This window comes from Nocardia australiensis, assembly GCF_020733705.1.
Taxonomy (GTDB): Bacteria; Actinomycetota; Actinomycetes; order Mycobacteriales; family Mycobacteriaceae; genus Nocardia; species Nocardia australiensis.
This window is the reverse complement of record NZ_JAJFZM010000001.1, coordinates 2,284,507-2,300,599: the sequence shown is the minus strand read 5'-3', so window position 1 is coordinate 2,300,599 and position 16,093 is coordinate 2,284,507. Positions and strand designations below refer to the sequence as shown.

13 protein-coding genes are annotated in these 16,093 nt (G+C 65.6%); 1 reads left to right on the top strand and 12 read right to left on the bottom strand.

What is annotated here, in order from left to right; translation table 11 throughout:
* Positions 1–26: 26 nt before the first annotated feature.
* The 6 genes from LKE06_RS10480 to LKE06_RS10455 form a co-directional block, all read right to left on the bottom strand.
* The gene (locus LKE06_RS10480) at positions 27–1,241 is read right to left on the bottom strand and encodes a lipase family protein (protein ID WP_227998398.1); all 1,215 of its coding nucleotides are present in this window, start codon (positions 1,239–1,241) and stop codon (positions 27–29) included.
* A gap of 211 nt (positions 1,242–1,452) precedes the next feature.
* Positions 1,453–1,641 (bottom strand): antitoxin, encoded by a 189-nt coding sequence (locus LKE06_RS10475; RefSeq protein WP_227998397.1) that lies wholly within the window; start codon positions 1,639–1,641, stop codon positions 1,453–1,455.
* Between the two features lie 93 nt (positions 1,642–1,734).
* Entirely contained in the window at positions 1,735–4,029 is a 2,295-nt protein-coding gene (locus LKE06_RS10470) for an ATP-dependent DNA ligase (RefSeq protein WP_227998396.1), read from the bottom strand.
* 49 nt (positions 4,030–4,078) lie between these two features.
* Positions 4,079–4,285: an antitoxin gene (locus tag LKE06_RS10465; RefSeq protein WP_227998395.1), complete on the bottom strand. Its 207-nt coding sequence runs from the start codon at positions 4,283–4,285 to the stop codon at positions 4,079–4,081.
* Between the two features lie 36 nt (positions 4,286–4,321).
* A complete protein-coding gene (locus LKE06_RS10460) occupies positions 4,322–5,464 on the bottom strand; it encodes an MBL fold metallo-hydrolase (protein ID WP_227998394.1) in 1,143 nt (380 codons plus the stop codon).
* Position 5,465: 1 nt separating this feature from the next.
* Positions 5,466–6,191, bottom strand: a complete 726-nt coding sequence (locus tag LKE06_RS10455) for an enoyl-CoA hydratase (protein WP_227998393.1) — start codon at positions 6,189–6,191, stop codon at positions 5,466–5,468.
* Between the two features lie 90 nt (positions 6,192–6,281).
* Between LKE06_RS10455 and LKE06_RS10450 the strand changes: the two genes are divergently transcribed.
* Entirely contained in the window at positions 6,282–7,370 is a 1,089-nt protein-coding gene (locus LKE06_RS10450; protein ID WP_227998392.1) for an NAD(P)-binding domain-containing protein, read from the top strand.
* A gap of 564 nt (positions 7,371–7,934) precedes the next feature.
* Here LKE06_RS10450 and LKE06_RS10445 read toward each other — a convergent pair.
* From LKE06_RS10445 to LKE06_RS10420, 6 genes are all read right to left on the bottom strand, one after another.
* On the bottom strand, positions 7,935–8,792 hold the full coding sequence (locus LKE06_RS10445; RefSeq protein WP_227998391.1) for an aldo/keto reductase: 858 nt from the start codon (positions 8,790–8,792) through the stop codon (positions 7,935–7,937).
* Positions 8,793–9,033: 241 nt separating this feature from the next.
* On the bottom strand, positions 9,034–10,539 hold the full coding sequence (locus LKE06_RS10440; RefSeq protein WP_227998390.1) for a carboxyl transferase domain-containing protein: 1,506 nt from the start codon (positions 10,537–10,539) through the stop codon (positions 9,034–9,036).
* A gap of 54 nt (positions 10,540–10,593) precedes the next feature.
* Positions 10,594–11,196: a GTP-binding protein gene (locus LKE06_RS10435; RefSeq protein WP_227998389.1), complete on the bottom strand. Its 603-nt coding sequence runs from the start codon at positions 11,194–11,196 to the stop codon at positions 10,594–10,596.
* Positions 11,177–11,551, bottom strand: coding sequence for a DUF742 domain-containing protein (locus tag LKE06_RS10430; RefSeq protein WP_227998388.1), 375 nt, complete (start codon positions 11,549–11,551; stop codon positions 11,177–11,179). The genes LKE06_RS10435 and LKE06_RS10430 overlap by 20 nt, the downstream gene beginning before the upstream one ends.
* Positions 11,552–11,558: 7 nt before the next feature.
* Entirely contained in the window at positions 11,559–11,972 is a 414-nt protein-coding gene (locus LKE06_RS10425; RefSeq protein ID WP_011207200.1) for a roadblock/LC7 domain-containing protein, read from the bottom strand.
* Complete coding sequence (locus LKE06_RS10420; RefSeq protein WP_227998387.1) at positions 11,969–15,787, bottom strand: sensor histidine kinase; 3,819 nt, start codon at positions 15,785–15,787, stop codon at positions 11,969–11,971. The genes LKE06_RS10425 and LKE06_RS10420 overlap by 4 nt, the downstream gene beginning before the upstream one ends.
* Between the last annotated feature and the right edge of the window lie 306 nt (positions 15,788–16,093).

Below are 16,093 nucleotides of genomic sequence, written 5' to 3'. Positions count from 1 at the left end.
GGTCGGCGAGGCCGGTCGGGCAATTCCTACCGGCCCTGGCACCCCGGGGCGATCGGCGCTCCCGCGAAGCGGTCGGCCAGGAAACTCATCGCGCCGGGGGCCTCACCGACCGCGGTCGGGTTGTGCCCGGGCAGCATGGAATTCACGAAGCTGATGTTGGCGCCGCGAGCGCAATACTTGCCGAGCAGATCGGTGAACCCGGCCACGGGGGCGACGTTGTCGGTTGTGCTGTGGTACAGGTACATCGGCGCTACCGGTGCGGCGGCACCGAGTTCGTGCGGTTCGGTCGCGGCAAGGAATTCCGGGTGCGACAGCAGATCCGGTTGAGCGGCGAAGTCATCGACGCGGGCACCCGCGTATTTCATGATCAGATCCGAACCGCAGGCGGTCGAATCCTCGGCCAGCATGGTGCGGCCGCGCTCATTGAGCAGATTCGAGATCGCGGCGTTCGGATTGTTCTTGGCAACGGCCAACAGGACGAGCATCGACAGCCCGGCCTGGGCACCGCCGTCCGCCCCCTCGGCGATGGCGGGCCAGTTCAACGGCACACCGCCTGCGGTGATGCCTGCGAACTGCACGTCGGGAGCGTAGGTCGGTTGCAATTGTGCCGCCCACAGCGTGGCGAAGGCCCCGCCCGAATAACCCCACGCACCAACCGGACTCGCGGGCCCGACACCATCGGGCGCCAGAATGCGGGCGGCGCGGATACCGTCGAGCACCCCGCGCCCGGAATTCACGCCATCCAGGAACCTGGACTGCGGGCCCTCGTAATCGCTGGTCACCACGGCCCAGCCGCGCCGCAACGCCTCGGCCATGAAAGCGGTGTCGATCAGCGTGTTGATACCACTCACATCGAAACCGCCGCTGAGCGCGAACGACGGCGCGCATCGAGTGCCGAGGCTGTCTTCGGCGATCTGATACGACAGCAGCGGCCGCGCACCGGGACCCGGCCACGGCGCGTTCGGCACCATCACCGTGGTCATACCCGCCACCGGTCTACCAAGAGGATCGGTGCTGCGGTACTGCACCTGCCACGCTGACACCGGAAGGTTCAGCCCGTACAACGCGATCGGCCGTGATCGCGTGACCACGCCGTTGGAATAGGCGGCCAGATCGGCGGGCGCGGCATAGAACGGATCATCATCCGGCCGCGGCACCCGCGCATCCGCCGTCGGCAGCATCGCGACCGACATCAGCTGTACCACCAACGCGACGAAAAACGCTCGACGAAGGTGTTTCATCGGGGCCTCCAGTGGTCGACACGGTTAAGCGCTCGGTGCGCCGGTGCGCCACCGCTTGATGCCGACCGGCCTCGATGCGCGTCTACCGTACTGCCGCAGGAGGGGCCGGGCAACGACCCATCGCCGAGCGGCGATTCGCCACACCGACCCGACACCGCAGGTAGCGCACAGCGGCGGATCACCTGGGGGATCCGCCGCCGCCGAACCTGGCTCAGGCGGACTCGCCCGCCTTGCGCACCGCGTTCTTGGCCGCATCCTGGATGGAGTCGACCTGACCGGCGAACTTACCGTCGGTCTTCTTATCGACCAGGTCACCGGCCTTGTCGATGGCCGTGTCGACCTTGTCGGCGTTCTTCTGGGCCAGGCCCATCGCCTTGTTCGCCAGGTTCTTGAAATCCACGGGGCACTCCTCGTTGTCGAGCCAACACAGTTCGATCCGATACAAAAGCGGATTCACCCTACCCAGCACGCGGCCATGACAGCGCCGCACAGCTCAGTCCGACAGCCCCAACCAGCCGGGATGCCAGAGGCGGCCGGTCTCGGTCCAGTTCATAAACCGCACGGTCCCAGCGAGTTTCGGACGCACCCACACCGCGTCGTCGCGTTCGTCGGCGGTCATTTCGTTATCGAACGGGCTGGATTTGCGTTCCAGCTCGGACAGCCGAACGGCCAACTGCTTCATATCGGCGTCACCGAATCCGGTACCGACCCGGCCCACATAGTAGAGCTTGCCCTTGTGCGGTATTCCGACCAGCAACGATTTGAAACTGCGCGCGTCACTGCGTCGCCAGCCCCCGATCACCACCTGCTGGGTACGCCAGTTCCGTTCCTTCACCCACGAATGTCCGCGCTTACCAGGCAAATACACCGAATCGACGCGTTTGGCGACCACGCCCTCCAGCCCGTGGTCACGGCTGTAGCGCAGCGCATCGGCGCCGGAGCCATCCAACCGAGGCGGCACCAGCAGCGACGGGGCATTCGAAGCGAGCGCCTCGAGCACCCGGCGACGATCCGAATATCGTTTGCGCACAAGCGAAGTACCGTCGAGGTACAACACATCGAACGCGACAAGCACCGCCCGCATCGCATTCGCTTGCAACAGACCCAGATTCGGCACACCGCGTTCGTCGAACACCACGGCCTCACCGTCGAGAACCACACTGTGCTCAGCCAATTCCGTTGCCAGCGCGGCCATTCCCGGATAACGGTCCGTCACGGTATTGCCCGCTCGACTGCGCAAGGTCATTGCGCCGTTATCGATTTCGGCAATCAGCCGGAACCCGTCCCATTTGGTTTCGAAGCACCACTCGGTGGCATCGAGATCTGCGACCTCACCCGGGGTCGCCAGCATGGGCTCCAGACCACGGGGAAACACGGCGGCTCGGCTCGATCGCCGCGTCGTCACCGTGCTCGGCTGCTCGGTGTCGCTCGCTTCGGCCGACGGGTGCTGCTCACGCATCAAATGCATCAGCCACTGCTTGCCGTTTGTCCGGATCAGCGCATATCTGCCGCGCAGGCGATTACCGTGGAATTCGACGATGACCTCGTCATCGCGCCACTTCTCGGTCTCGTAGGTGCCCGAATCCCAAATGGTCATCTCTCCCGCGCCATACTCTCCCTTGGGAATCGCGCCGTGGAAGTCGAGATACTCGAGCGGATGATCCTCGGTGTGTACCGCGAGACGGTTCTGGGCCGACGAGGTCGGTGGCCCCTTCGGCACCGCCCATGACGCCAAGACCCCATCGCGTTCGAGCCGCACATCCCAATGTAACCGCCGCGCGTGATGCTCCTGGACAACGAACCGATCGCCCGGTCCCGAATCGGTGACCGCATCCGGCACCGGTTCCGGTGTTCGCGCCGGATCGCGCATCGACCGATACTTGGTCAGCGCGTCGGCGCTCGCCAGCGGCGCGTCGAGCTCGGCGAGCAGATCGCCGTCGTCGCGCCAGCGCGCGAGTACCTCGTCGAACCGCAAGTGCCGCAGGCTCTTCCGGTTCTCGATCTCGGCCCAGGTGCGCGGTGCTGCCGCGTTCGGCTGCGCTCGGCCACGCAAGGAGTACGGTGCGATCGTGGTTTTGGCGGGATTGTTCTGACTCCAGTCCAGGAATACCTTGCCCTTGCGTACCGCCTTCGCCATCGTCGCGGTCACCAGATCTGGTTGCAGCTGTTCGAGATTCGTCGCCACCTGCTTGGCGACCGTCGAGGCACCACCTGGGCTCAGCTCCCGATCGAGCGGCACATAAATGTGAATCCCCTTGCTACCACTGGTAACCGGAAAGGCCCGCAACCCGATGCCTTCGACCATGTCACGCACGGCCAACGCGACCCGCGCGCATTCGGCGAGCCCGGCACCTGGGCCAGGATCGAGGTCGAACACCAGCCGGGTGGCCGCGCCGATGTCGTCGCCGTCGAAACGCCATTGCGGCACATGGACTTCCAGCGCCGCCTGCTGTCCGAGCCAGGCCAGCCCGGCTTCGGAGTCGATCACCGGATACACCACCGGGCGCTCGGAATGCTCGATGGTGTGGCGTTGCAGCCATGACGGGGCATGCGTGGGCAGGTTCTTTTCGAAGAACGATGGCTCATCGACCCCATTGGGCCATCGCTTGCGAGTGACCGGGCGGCCCGCGATATGCGGCAGCATAGCCGGCGCGATCGCCGCGTAATAGGCGATGACCTCGCCCTTGGTGGTTCCGGTTGCCGGGTACAGCACCTTGTCGAGGTTGCTGATGACAACCTCGATACTCGGCTGACCCGAGCCGCCACCGAATTTTCGGCGGGTCACCATGGCAGAGTTTTACCGGCGGGGACCGACACGAGCGGGCCCCCGCCAAACATCAGGCCCCGGGACCGGGCTGATCCGGCGGGACTACCTTCTTTGCGGCCTCCTTGCCCTTTTCGATCTTGTCGGTGTATTTCCCCTTGGTCTTGTCGTCGATGAAGTCACCGGCCTTGTCGACGGCATCATTGATCTTGTCGGCATTTTTGGACGCCGCTGCCTTACCCTTGCCGAGCAAGCCTTTCAGACTGTCCGCCAGACTCATGCTGTCGTTCCTTCCTATTGGGCGAAGCGAGGTGGATCAACCCACATCTTCCCACCATGAATCCCGTGGTGACAGCCCATTGGGGTCGACGCGCTGCCCTGGCACCGGAACCGCGACGGCGGTACCGGCCGCACGCGCCGCCTCGACCATCCTGTGCACCGGCTCGGACCATCCATGGAAGGCCAGGTTGAACGTCGCCCAGTGGATCGGGACCAGCAGTCCGTGGCCCGGATCGCCGACACACAGGTCAGCGTGTGCGCGGACCGCTTCCTCCGGGTTCATATGCACATCCGCCCAGCGCTCGTCGTACGCGCCGATCGGCAGCAACGTCAGATCGAACGGCCCGAGCGCCGTACCGGCTTCGGCGAATGCCTTGGTATAGCCGGTATCGCCGCCGAAGTACGCCCGCCGGGTGGCGCCGACGATGGACCACGATGCCCACAGCGTGGTGTTGCGCACCAGCCCGCGACCGGAGAAATGCCGTGCCTCGGTACAGGTGAGCACCAGATCGGTCCCCTCCCGCGTCCGGCCGAGCGCGGCCAGCGATACCGAACCGCCCCAATCCAATTCGACGATCCGATGTTCCGGGACACCCCAGTGCCGCAGATGCGCGCCGATTCCGATGGGCACCAGAAAGGGCGCGGTCTGAGCGGCCACCAGCGACCGGATGGTGGCCTTGTCCAGGTGGTCGTAATGGTCGTGCGAGATGATCACGGCATCCACCGGCGGCAAATCCGACAGCGGCGACGGAACCGGGTGCATCCGCGTCGGACCGATGATCGCCGACGGCGAAACCCGGTCGCTCCATACCGGATCCGCGAGAATCCGGTAGCCGTCCACCTCGATGAGCGCCGAGGCGTGGCCGTACCAGGTCACCGCGAGATCGGCCGCCTCGGTGGGAACCACCGGGGTTTGCAGCGGAATCACCCCGCGCGGATGCCCGGCATTGCGCCGGGTCAATGCGGAATACAGCAGTGAACGGGCCGAGCCGGCGACAATCTGGCTGCCCGGCTCGGTGTTGTGGAAATGGCGGTCGCGATAGCTCACCGCACCGCTGGCGTATGGCTGAATCGCCGACATGGACGCGCCGATCGCGGACGGGATTCCCCACGCCGCGCGAACCACCCACATCAGGCCGAGCGCGCCCGCCGCGGCGCCGAGGATTTTCTTCACCGTCATATCATCGCCCCAGAAACTTCGCGGCGCGTTTTTCTGTGCGAGCCAGCCGACCTTCCTTGGCATCCGCGCTGGTCCACGCCGCCTCTAGCGCGGCGCGCTGCTGGTGGTTGTCCGGGTCGCGGGTGCCATCGTCGTTGAGCACCAACTTCATGTGGCGCAGCGATAACGGCGCCAGTGCGGCAATCGACTTCGCCCAGGTCTGCGCGTCGGCCAGGGTGCCGAGCTTATTGGCGAAACCGAAGGTATAGGCGTCGGCGGCCGACACCTGTTCCGCGCCGAGCAGGATGGTGCGCGCCGGGCCGCCGCCGATCAGCGACGCCAGCCGCCGGACCGTCCAGCGGTCCACCGAGATACCCAGCTTCGCCGCGGGAATCGCGATGTAGCCGTTCGGATCGATTACCCGCAGGTCCGAAGCCAGCGCAAGCTGGACACCCGCGCCGAGCGCACCGCCGTTGATCGCGGAGATCACCGGCACCGGGACGGATTCGATGGTGTGCAGCATTTCCATCAGGCCCTGTAGGAACTCATCGGAATAGACGCCGGACAAATCGGCGCCGGCGCTGAAAATCGGGCCATGGCCGGTCAGGACGATCACCCGCGCTTCCTGGGCCGCCGCCAGGACCGCCTCGCGCAGCTGCGCAACCAATTCATTGTTGAGCGCGTTACGACGCTCCTCGCGCTGCAATTCGATGGTGATGACATCGCCATCGCGGCTAACTCCGAGCATGCATCCTCCCCAACTGACCGGTTCGAGTGGTTACATCAACTCTGCCACAGTCGGTGCCACATTCCGCTCAAGGGGATACCATCTCCCGCTGTGCCGACAGATTTCAACATCCTGGTGATCGGTGCTGGTCAAGCTGGGCTGTCGGCCGGTTATCACCTACAGCGGCTCGGATTGCGTCCCGAACACGACTTCCTGATCGTCGATCACGCGCCCGGCCCCGGCGGTGCCTGGCAATTCCGCTGGCCATCGCTGACGCTGACTACTGTCAACCGGGTGCACGACCTGCCCGGCATGCCGTTCGCGCAGACATTGCCCGATGGATCCGAATCAACGCCCGCGGCAACCGCGGTCCCGCGCTATTACGAGCTCTACGAGAAGCACTTCGACCTGCGGGTTCGACGGCAGGTTTCGGTCAACGTCGTTTGCGATCACCAGGCCCCGGACCGGGTGCTCAACGCCGAGACAGACCCGGCCGGCATCATTCGCGTCCGCGGCCTGATCAATGGCACCGGCACCTGGGAACATCCCTTCATTCCGCATTACCCCGGCACCGGAACCTTCACCGGACGGCAGCTGCACACGCGTGAGTACCGCACGGCCGAGGAATTCGCGGGGAAACACGTCATCGTGGTCGGTGGCGGTGTTTCGGCGGTCCAGCTGCTCGACGAGATCTCCAAGATCACGACCACCACCTGGGTGACGAGATCCGAACCGGTCTTCCGCGACGCCCCGTTCGCCCAGGAAGACGGCCGTCGTGCCGTTGCCATGGTGGAAGACCGGGTACGTCGCGGCCTGCCACCCGGCTCGGTCATATCGGTGACCGGCCTGCCCCTCGACGAGCGACTGCGCGCCGCACGGGCACGTGGTGTGCTGCGCCGGCATCCGATGTTCGAACGCATCGAACCGGACGGCATCCGCTGGCCCGACGGATCATTCCAGCGCGCCGACGTCATCCTGTGGGCCACCGGATTCCGCAGTGCCCTGGACCATTTGGCCCCCTTGCGATTGCGAGGCCCCGGCGGCGGCATCACCATGACCGGCCGCCTGGCCACCCAGGTCGCCGCCGACCCACGCATCCACCTGATCGGCTACGGCCCATCCGCCAGCACCATCGGCGCCAACCGAGCCGGCCGCGCCGCCGCCACCGAACTCACCACCTACTTGGACAGCCGCACATAGTAATTCCCCAGCCAACACACCACTAACTGGCTACCAACCCCCGCGGCGCCACGCACCCCCACAACACGCCCACTAGGCCACACCACCAGACTACGAGCCAAGCAAAACTGACCAGATCGCCAAACCCCGAGTGCCACACGTCCCCCATAACGCGCCCACCAGGCACGACAACAGTTTCCGAGCGAAGCGAGACCGAGCCCTAAAGTTCGCGGCCGGCTCGCGTCCGAGGGGCAAATACGACGCGACGAAGGAGCAAGTATTTGCCCCTCGGACGCGAGCCAAAGGGGGCCGCGAACACGCCGCGCCAGCGGCCAATAAACACAGCAAACCTCACTGGACTACCCAAACCCCGGATCCCCCGCAACCCCACCCACGCGCCCCGCCACAACACAGTCTCGCAGCAAGATCCAGCCCCCTCAGCTACCAAACACAGGCACCCAACCAGCTACAGAAACAGTCGATGCCACACCCGCCCCCATACGCACCCACTCGCCACAACCACAGGTTCCGAGCGAGCCGAGACCGAGCCCCAAAGTTCGCAATCGCACCAAAACCCAAACCCAACTACCCCTCCAACCCCGCAGCAAACGTCGCAGGATCGGGCCCAATACGTGCGCCCTCGTCCAAAGCATTGATCGCAGCCATGTGCTCGGGTATCAGTTCGAAACCGAAGACATCGAAGTTGGAGGCGATACGTTCGGGCGTGACGGACTTGGGGATGACGATAATGCCCGACTGCAGGTGCCAGCGGATGATCACCTGTGCGGCCGTGCAACCGACCTCTTCGGCGATACCGACAATGGTGGGGTTGTCGAGCAGCGTGCCCTGGCCGAGCGGGCTCCATGCCTCGGTGGCGATGGCGTATTTGTCGTGGAACGCGCGCAGTTCGCGCTGAGCTATTCGGGGATGCAGTTCGATCTGGTTCACCACCGGCACTTCGCCCGTCTCACCGATTACTCGTTCGAGAGCGGGAATGGTGAAGTTCGATACACCGATCGACCGGATCCGGCCCTGCGCCTTCAACACTCGGAAGGCTCGGAAGGTGTCGACGTAGCGATCTGCCTTCGGCGCAGGCCAGTGGATCAGATACAGATCGAGGTAGTCCAGGCCGAGCTGGTCCATGCTGGCGTCGAAGGCGCGCAGTGTGGAGTCGTAGCCCTGTTCGGAATTCCACAGTTTGGTGGTCACATAGACCTCGTCGCGCGGCAGCCCGAAATCTCGGATGGCGCGGCCGGTGCCCTCCTCGTTGCCGTAGATCGCGGCAGTGTCGATGCTGCGGTAGCCGGCCTCTAGTGCGGTCGTGACCACCGAGGAGACATCGTCGGGCGGAACTTGGAATACCCCGAAACCGAGTTGCGGGATCACGTTCCCGTCGTTCAGCACGATCGAGGCAATGGCGCAGGTCTCGCTTCTGAAGGTCACCTGTCGAAGGTAGAAGTGCCGCAGCGAGTCGTCAACGACAACCCCCGGCGTGTTGACGGACAATTCGCAGGTAGGAAGGGTATTTGGGACGACGATTCGCCATCCGCACACCCGCCGCGAGGATCGAATTCGGACGTCGAATTCTGGTGTGACGGCATTCCGGACGGCGCCGAGTCGAACGCTCTCTTCACTCGAACGCGGTCTCGCGAGCGACAGCCCCGCGCACACGCAACCGTGACGCTCAGCCCTCGGGTAGGCCGAGCCTGCGGTAGCGCGCGTGTCGCGAGGCTCGCAGCTGTGATACCGGCTGGGCCCGCAGCGCCGCGAGTTCCTCGGCGATGGCGGCCACCACGCGGCGGGCAAAATCGACCGGTTCGTCGGCGGCGTCGGGTAGTTCCGGCACGATCCGATCTACGACACCGTCTTCGAGGAGGTCGAGGGCGCGGATTCGTTGCGCTCGGGCCAGTTCCGGTGCGTGCTCGGTGTCGCGAAACACGATCGCGCTGGCCCCTTCCGGTGGCAGCGGCGCCAGCCAGCCGTGCGTGGCGGCGAGGACTCGGTCCGCCGGCAGCAACGCGAGCGCGCCACCGCCGGTGCCCTGACCGAGCAGCACCGATATTGTCGGAGTATCCAGAGTCACCAAATCCGCTATGCAGCGGGCGATTTCGGGTGCCAGCCCGCGCTCCTCGGCTTCTTTTGACAGCGCCGCACCGACCGTATCGATCACCAAGACAAGCGGCAGGCGCAACTCCTGTGCCAACGCCATGCTGCGCCGGGCTTCGCGCAACGCGGCGGGGCCCATGGTGTGCTCGCCCCGTTGCCCCGAACGATCGTGCCCGAACACCACACATGGCTGTCCGCGAAAACGCGCCAGCGCGTGCACGATGGTTCGATCGGACTCGCCTTGCCCGGTGCCGCTGAGCGGAACCCGTTGTGTCACATGGCGTAAGACGTCACGGAGGCCCGGCCGATCCGGTCGGCGCGATATTCGCACCGACTCCCATGCGGCCACCGGCTCGAGCTGACGAGCATCTCGCACCGGCGCGGCCCAACCCGGCTCCGCGGCAACCGAATCCGGCACACCACTGAGCACACTCAAGGCGCGGTGCGCGATCCGGCGAAACACCGGCACGCCGACGACACCGTCGATGACCCCGCTGCGATAAAGGTTCTCGGCGATCTGCACGCCCTCGGGAAAATCCCTGCCGTACAAGGCTTTATACACTCGCGGCCCGAGAAACCCGATCAGCGCACCCGGTTCGGCGAAGGTCATGTGCCCCAACGAACCCCACGACGCGAACACCCCACCCATGGTGGGGTCGCGCAGATACACCAGATACGGATAGCCCGCAGCCTTGTGCGTCGCGACGGCACCCGCGACCTTCACCATCTGCACGAAGGCGACCGTGCCCTCCTGCATCCGGGTACCGCCCGAGGTGGGCGAGGCCAGCAGCGGCAGGCCGAGTTCGGTGGCACGTTCGACCGCCGTGACAATCCGCTCGGCGGCGGCGACACCGATCGAGCCCGCCAAAAACCCGAACTCGCAAGCGATTACGGCTACCCGCCGGCCACGCAGCAGCCCCTCGCCGGTGAGCACCGATTCATCGGTGCCCGCCACCGCTTCGGCCTTGCGGAGATCCTCGTGATACTGCCGGGATGCGGCCACCGCTACCGGCGGCCCGTCCCAGCTGACATACGAGTCATGGTCGAGCAACTGCCCGAGCAGTTCGCGCGCCGAAATCCTCACCGGGCGAGCCTAATCAACCCGATCGAGTTCCGGCACGCGCACCGCGCGAGCAACTCAGTAGCCCTGCATTACCTTGCGCAGAGCGTATTCGGTCAGCGAAACCAGAGCGTGCTTCGCGGGCTCACGCCGCCGCGCGTCGATCGACAGGATGGGCACATCGGCAGGCACGGCGAGGGCCTGTCGAATGTCCTCGATTGGGTAGCGCGGTGAGTCGTCGAATTCGTTGAGCGCCACCAGGAACGGAAGGTTGCGCGCCTCGAAGTAGTCGACGGCCGCGAAGCTGTCCTCCAGCCTGCGGGTATCGACCAGCACCACCGCGCCGATGGCGCCACGGATCAGGTCGTCCCACATGAACCAGAACCGGTACTGGCCCGGTGTGCCGAACAGGTAAAGCACCAGATCGTCGGCCAGGCTGATCCGACCGAAGTCCATGGCCACCGTGGTGGTGGACTTCATCGGAACGCCCGTCAAGTTATCGATTCCGGTGCTGGCATTGGTCACCAATGCCTCGGTGCGCAGCGGAACAATCTCCGAAACAGCACCGACCAACGTGGTCTTGCCGACACCGAAGCCACCAGCGACAACGATCTTCGCCGAAGTTGGCTTGGTGGTTCGGGTATCGACCTGCGCCGTCGAATCAAATACGCCGGAGTCCACTGAGAACCCTTTCGATCAGCTCGCGACGTTCATCGTCGCTGGAATCGTCTTTCAAAGTCGCCGAGACCCGCACATGCCCGGCCTCGATGAGGTCGGCGACCAGCACGCGAGCCACCCCGATCGGGATACCCAAGCGAGCTGCTACCTCAGCGACGGACGGCGATTCTCTGCACAACTCCACGATGGACGTTTCGATGTTGGTCAGTTCGAACTGCCGCTCCAGGGCGACCGGATGCGATGCGACGAGAGCTTCCAACGCCAACTCGACCGCCGGCCTGGTGCGGCCGGCAGTCAATGAGTATGGGCGAACGAGGCTTGGCTCGCCGCTCCCCACGCGGTGATCGTCTATGTCCATCCCACCATCAGGAACCCATCGTGACGCGTGGTGTGGCCTGAACTGTCTGGCCAACACGCTCGACCAACAGAGCCATTTCGTAGCCGACCTGACCGATGTCGCAGGACGTGTTGGTCAGCACCGCAAGGTAGGAGCCATCGCCGACTGCCATGAGTAGCAGGTAACCGTGCTCCATCTCGACCACCGACTGCAGCACGGTGCCGCCTTCGAACAGGTTCGACACCCCCACCGAGAGGCTTGCGAGTCCCGCCGTGACGGCCGAGAGCTGCTCGGCTCGATCCACGGGCAGCTGGGCGCTCGCGGCCATAAGCAGGCCGTCAGCCGAGACCAGGACAGCATGCGCTACGCCAGGAACCTCGTTGGCGAAGTTCGAAACCAGCCAATCCAGCTGACGATTCGTACCACCTAGATCGGGGTTCATCGGTCTCCTTTATCTCCGGTTAGGTTGGTTGCCTTCAATGCACGGCCATCCCGGACGCCCTGCTGGTGACGACTCAAGCTGGACCTGATCGTTTCTGGGTCGCGACGCGGTGCCCGATCCGCGGCGCCGTTGACGCCACCGGGGACCAGCCTTCCGCCCGGATTGCGTTGCGGCAACCCCGCGGCCGTCTTTGTTTCGGACTGTGCCTCGCTCGCTCGGCGCGCGGCTTGCCAGCCCTCGTCGCCCGGTGATTCGAAGGCCGCGGCCGCCTGGGACCGGTCCGGGTTCGGATCCGACAGCCACGCCGACATCATTTCGGCGAAGATCGGGCTGTCCATCGGCACGTCGGTTTCGGCCGCGGGCTGCAATCGGGTCTGGAAGAACGACGCGGCCTTGCCTGGATCGGGCTTGAAGCTGTGTTTGCCCGGATCGCGGCCGACCAGCGTCGAATCGGAATCCGATACCGCGCGATGCTCGCCGCTCGGCGCCGACTGTGTGTCGCTCGACTCCCGTTGTGGCAGACCGAGTCCCGCCGCAGTGTCACGCTGCGGCAGTCCGTTACCGATCGGGTCGCGCGGTGGCAGTTCCGGCGGCACCTGCGAGCCGGGCTGACGCTGCGGCAGACCGGTTGTCGCATCCCGCTGCGGCAGGTTCGTGGCCGCGGCCTGACGCTGCGGTAGCCCACTCACACCCGTATCCCGTTGTGGCAGACCGTTGCCGGTGTTGTCGCGTTGCGGCAGTCCACCCGCCCCCGGCTCACGCTGCGGCAGACCATTCACACCAGGCTCACGCTGCGGCAGACCACCGGCATTCGAATCACGCTGCGGCAGACCATTCGCACCAGGCTCACGCTGCGGCAAGCCACCGGCATTCGAATCACGCTGCGGCAGACCATTCGCACCAGGCTCACGCTGCGGCAAGCCACCGGCATTCGAATCACGCTGCGGCAGACCATTCGCACCAGGCTCACGCTGCGGCAAGCCACCGGCATTCGAATCACGCTGCGGCAGACCATTCGCACCAGGCTCACGCTGCGGCAAGCCACCGGCATTCGAATCACGCTGCGGCAGACCATTCGCACCGGGATCGCGTTGCGGCAAACCACCTGTTCCCGGATCACGCGGCGGGATGCCGTTCGAACCCGATTGACGCTGCGGCAGACCACCGGAACCAGGCTCACGCTGGGGCAGACCACCCGCGTTCGAATCACGCGGCGGCAAGCCACCCGCGTTCGAATCACGCGGCGGCAGACCATTCGCACCAGGCTCACGCGACGGCAAGCCACCCGCACTCGGGTCAAGCTGCGGCGATTGGCGCTGCGGCAGACCACCGGCACCAGGCTCACGCTGGGGCAGACCACCGGCATTCGTGTCACGCTGCGGCGCACCGTTCAGGCCGGGCTGGCGCTGTGGCAGACCGCCTGCGGTATTCCGCTGTGGTCCGCCGTTGGCACCGGGTTGACGCAGCGGCAGTTCACCGGAGCTCGGATCGCGCGGCACCGGACCCGACACGGTCGGCTCGGGACCCGTGGGCGGGCGCGGCGGACCGGCGGCGAGGCTGCGCTTGGGCAGATTCGCGGCGGCCAGCTTGCCGCGCTGCGGGCCGTTCGGCGCCTGTCCCTGCTGTCCGGGCGCCGGGCGCAAAGTCGGACCGGACTGCGCCGAATTCGGGTTGAGCCCGGCGGCCATGCTCGATCCCGGCGACCGCTGCGGCAGCGCGCCGTCGGCTGGCGCTTGCCCACCCGCAGCCGCGGGATCCCGACTTGTAATCGGCAGCGGACCGCTGACACCGGGGTCAACGGTGACCATCACGTTGCCGCCTGGCGTCCTGGTGATCCCCCGCATCTGCATCGACGAAGGAGTCGACTGGCGTTGTGGGATACCGGCCGGCGCCTGCGGCCCGGCCTGCGTCGGCAGCGCGGACTGCTGTCCCGATCCGATGACGATGAGCCCGATCGGAACATGCACCGTCACGGTGACACCCGGATCGCGCGCGGTGTCGAAGGTCGACCGCAGGCGCACGGTGAGCCCGTGTCGCTCTGCCAACCGGCCGACCACGAAAAGACCCATGTGCCGGGCGGTATCGGGGCCCGGTTCGGCGGCCTGTTCCAGCCGCCGGTTGATATCAGCCATCTCCGACGGCGGCATACCGATACCCCGGTCGGCCACCTCGATCAGCATGCCCTGATCGTGTGCCTGCGCGAAGGTGAACTTCACATCGGTCTCCGGCGGTGAGGCACGCAGCGCGTTGTCCAGCAACTCGGCGAACAGGTGCGCCATATCGGACGCGGCGGGCTCGACCAGCGAACCGCGAGGGGTCGCGCCGAGCTTGACGCGTTCATAGTCCTCGACCTCGGAGATCGCGGCACGCAGCACATCGGCGATCTCGACCGGCGCCGACTTGGCGCGACGCTGTTTGGTACCAGCGAGAATCAGCAGGTTGTCGCCGTTACGGCGCATACGGGCGGCGAGATGGTCCAGGCGGAAGAGGTTCTCCAGCAGCCGTGGATCCTTCTCGTCGTACTCCATCGCCTCGATAAGGGTGAGCTGATGGTCGACCAGCGACTTCGAGCGCCGCGCCAGGGTCTCGAACATGTCGTTGACCTGGGAACGCATCTGAGCCTGATCGCTCGCCAGACGCAACGCCTGGCCGTGGATATCGTCAACGGCGCGAGCCAGCTGGCCGATCTCCTCGGTGCTACGCACCGGCATCGGCTCCAGCGGCACATCCTCCGGAGACGCACCGGTTCGCAGCTGGGCAACCTCATGCGGCAGATCGCTCTCGGCCACCCGCAAGGCAGCCAGGCGCAGCCGGTGCAGCGGCACGATCATCGATCGGGCCACGAACACCGCGAGCAACAACGCCGCGAGAATGGTCGCGATGACGACCGCGGTGTAGGTCCACGCGTCGGTGTTGGCCCTGGATACCAGCGAGTTCATCGCACTGTCGATGTCCCTGGTCGCCTTGCCGACGACGTGCTCGTACACATCGAGGCTGGCGGTCAGCGAGTTCTTCAGATCACCGATCGGGATCTGGCCTGCCTGTGCCTGTGGGCTGTTGAGTAGCGCGATTCGGGTATCGATGCCGGCCCGTAGGTCGGCGATCGAGGGATCTCCGTCGGGGAACCGGTGCGCGAGCACGTTGAGCAGCGCGCGCTCGGTATTGGCCGTGGTGAGGAAGCCCTGCACCCCGGTCTCCGCGTTGCGCAGCACTTCCGGGAAGGCGGCGACCTCGCCGACGAGCGTGGCGCGTGTGTTGAGCGAGTCGACCAACCGCAGCTTCGCCGCGTCGATGGCCGGATCGCTGACCTGGCCGACCGTGCCCTCGACGATTCGCACACTTTCGTTGCGGACCCGGTCGATCATCGCCACGATGTCGGAGCTCGACTGTGTCGAGGCGGCTTTACCCTGCGTGTGCACAGCCTTGCCCTGGGTGAGCATGCTGTCGAGCGCCGCGCGGGCGCCCGGCACACCGTTGAGCTTGTTGCTCACCGACTCCGCGTTGGTGATCGCCTTGTCGAGATCGGCCAGGTTCTGGTCCGAAACGATCGATGGCGCACCCGGGAACAGCGCGATCATCTGCGATGCCGCTGTTGTCGCCGTCTGCGCGCTCAGCGCGGTGATGGCAGGGATCGCACTGATGTTCTGTGCGGCACTATCGAGTCGGTTCGCCGCGGCGAATTCCGAAGCGATCCTGGACACGCCGAGGCCAACCGCGACTGCTAGTGGCACGGCCAAAACAGCCGTAACCTTCCAGCGCAGGTCCCAGTTGCCGAGCGCCCAGCGTTTTCTGCCGGACCTAGCGGCGTCACGCATCTCCCACTCACTTTCCAAACTGGCCCCAACCACGCGCCATCAGCGAACCTCCACAATCGCATGCTGGCTCGACAGGCAGAGCTGGCCGAGGAACTGCGGCTGGCCGAGAAAAAGCGTCTACGACGGCCCAAATAAGTGACATCAGATTCTAACGGATCAATAACTTCTTGGTATACCCCGAGTACGGCTACCGGCCTTGACCTGCCCGTTCCAGGCATAACCAAAGGTCGCGGCACCCAAACGGACGTCGCGTGAAGTCTGCCACAATCGTGCTGATCTATCGAGGCGGGCATCGAGGCGAGGCTA

Coding starts and splice junctions, on each gene's coding strand:
- LKE06_RS10480 (WP_227998398.1), bottom strand. CDS start 1,241: ATGAAACACCTTCGTCGAGCGTTTTTCGTCGCGTTGGTGGTACAGCTG.
- LKE06_RS10470 (WP_227998396.1), bottom strand. CDS start 4,029: ATGGTGACCCGCCGAAAATTCGGTGGCGGCTCGGGTCAGCCGAGTATC.
- LKE06_RS10465 (WP_227998395.1), bottom strand. CDS start 4,285: ATGAGTCTGGCGGACAGTCTGAAAGGCTTGCTCGGCAAGGGTAAGGCA.
- LKE06_RS10460 (WP_227998394.1), bottom strand. CDS start 5,464: ATGACGGTGAAGAAAATCCTCGGCGCCGCGGCGGGCGCGCTCGGCCTG.
- LKE06_RS10455 (WP_227998393.1), bottom strand. CDS start 6,191: ATGCTCGGAGTTAGCCGCGATGGCGATGTCATCACCATCGAATTGCAG.
- LKE06_RS10430 (WP_227998388.1), bottom strand. CDS start 11,551: ATGGACATAGACGATCACCGCGTGGGGAGCGGCGAGCCAAGCCTCGTT.
- LKE06_RS10425 (WP_011207200.1), bottom strand. CDS start 11,972: ATGAACCCCGATCTAGGTGGTACGAATCGTCAGCTGGATTGGCTGGTT.
- LKE06_RS10420 (WP_227998387.1), bottom strand. CDS start 15,787: ATGCGTGACGCCGCTAGGTCCGGCAGAAAACGCTGGGCGCTCGGCAAC.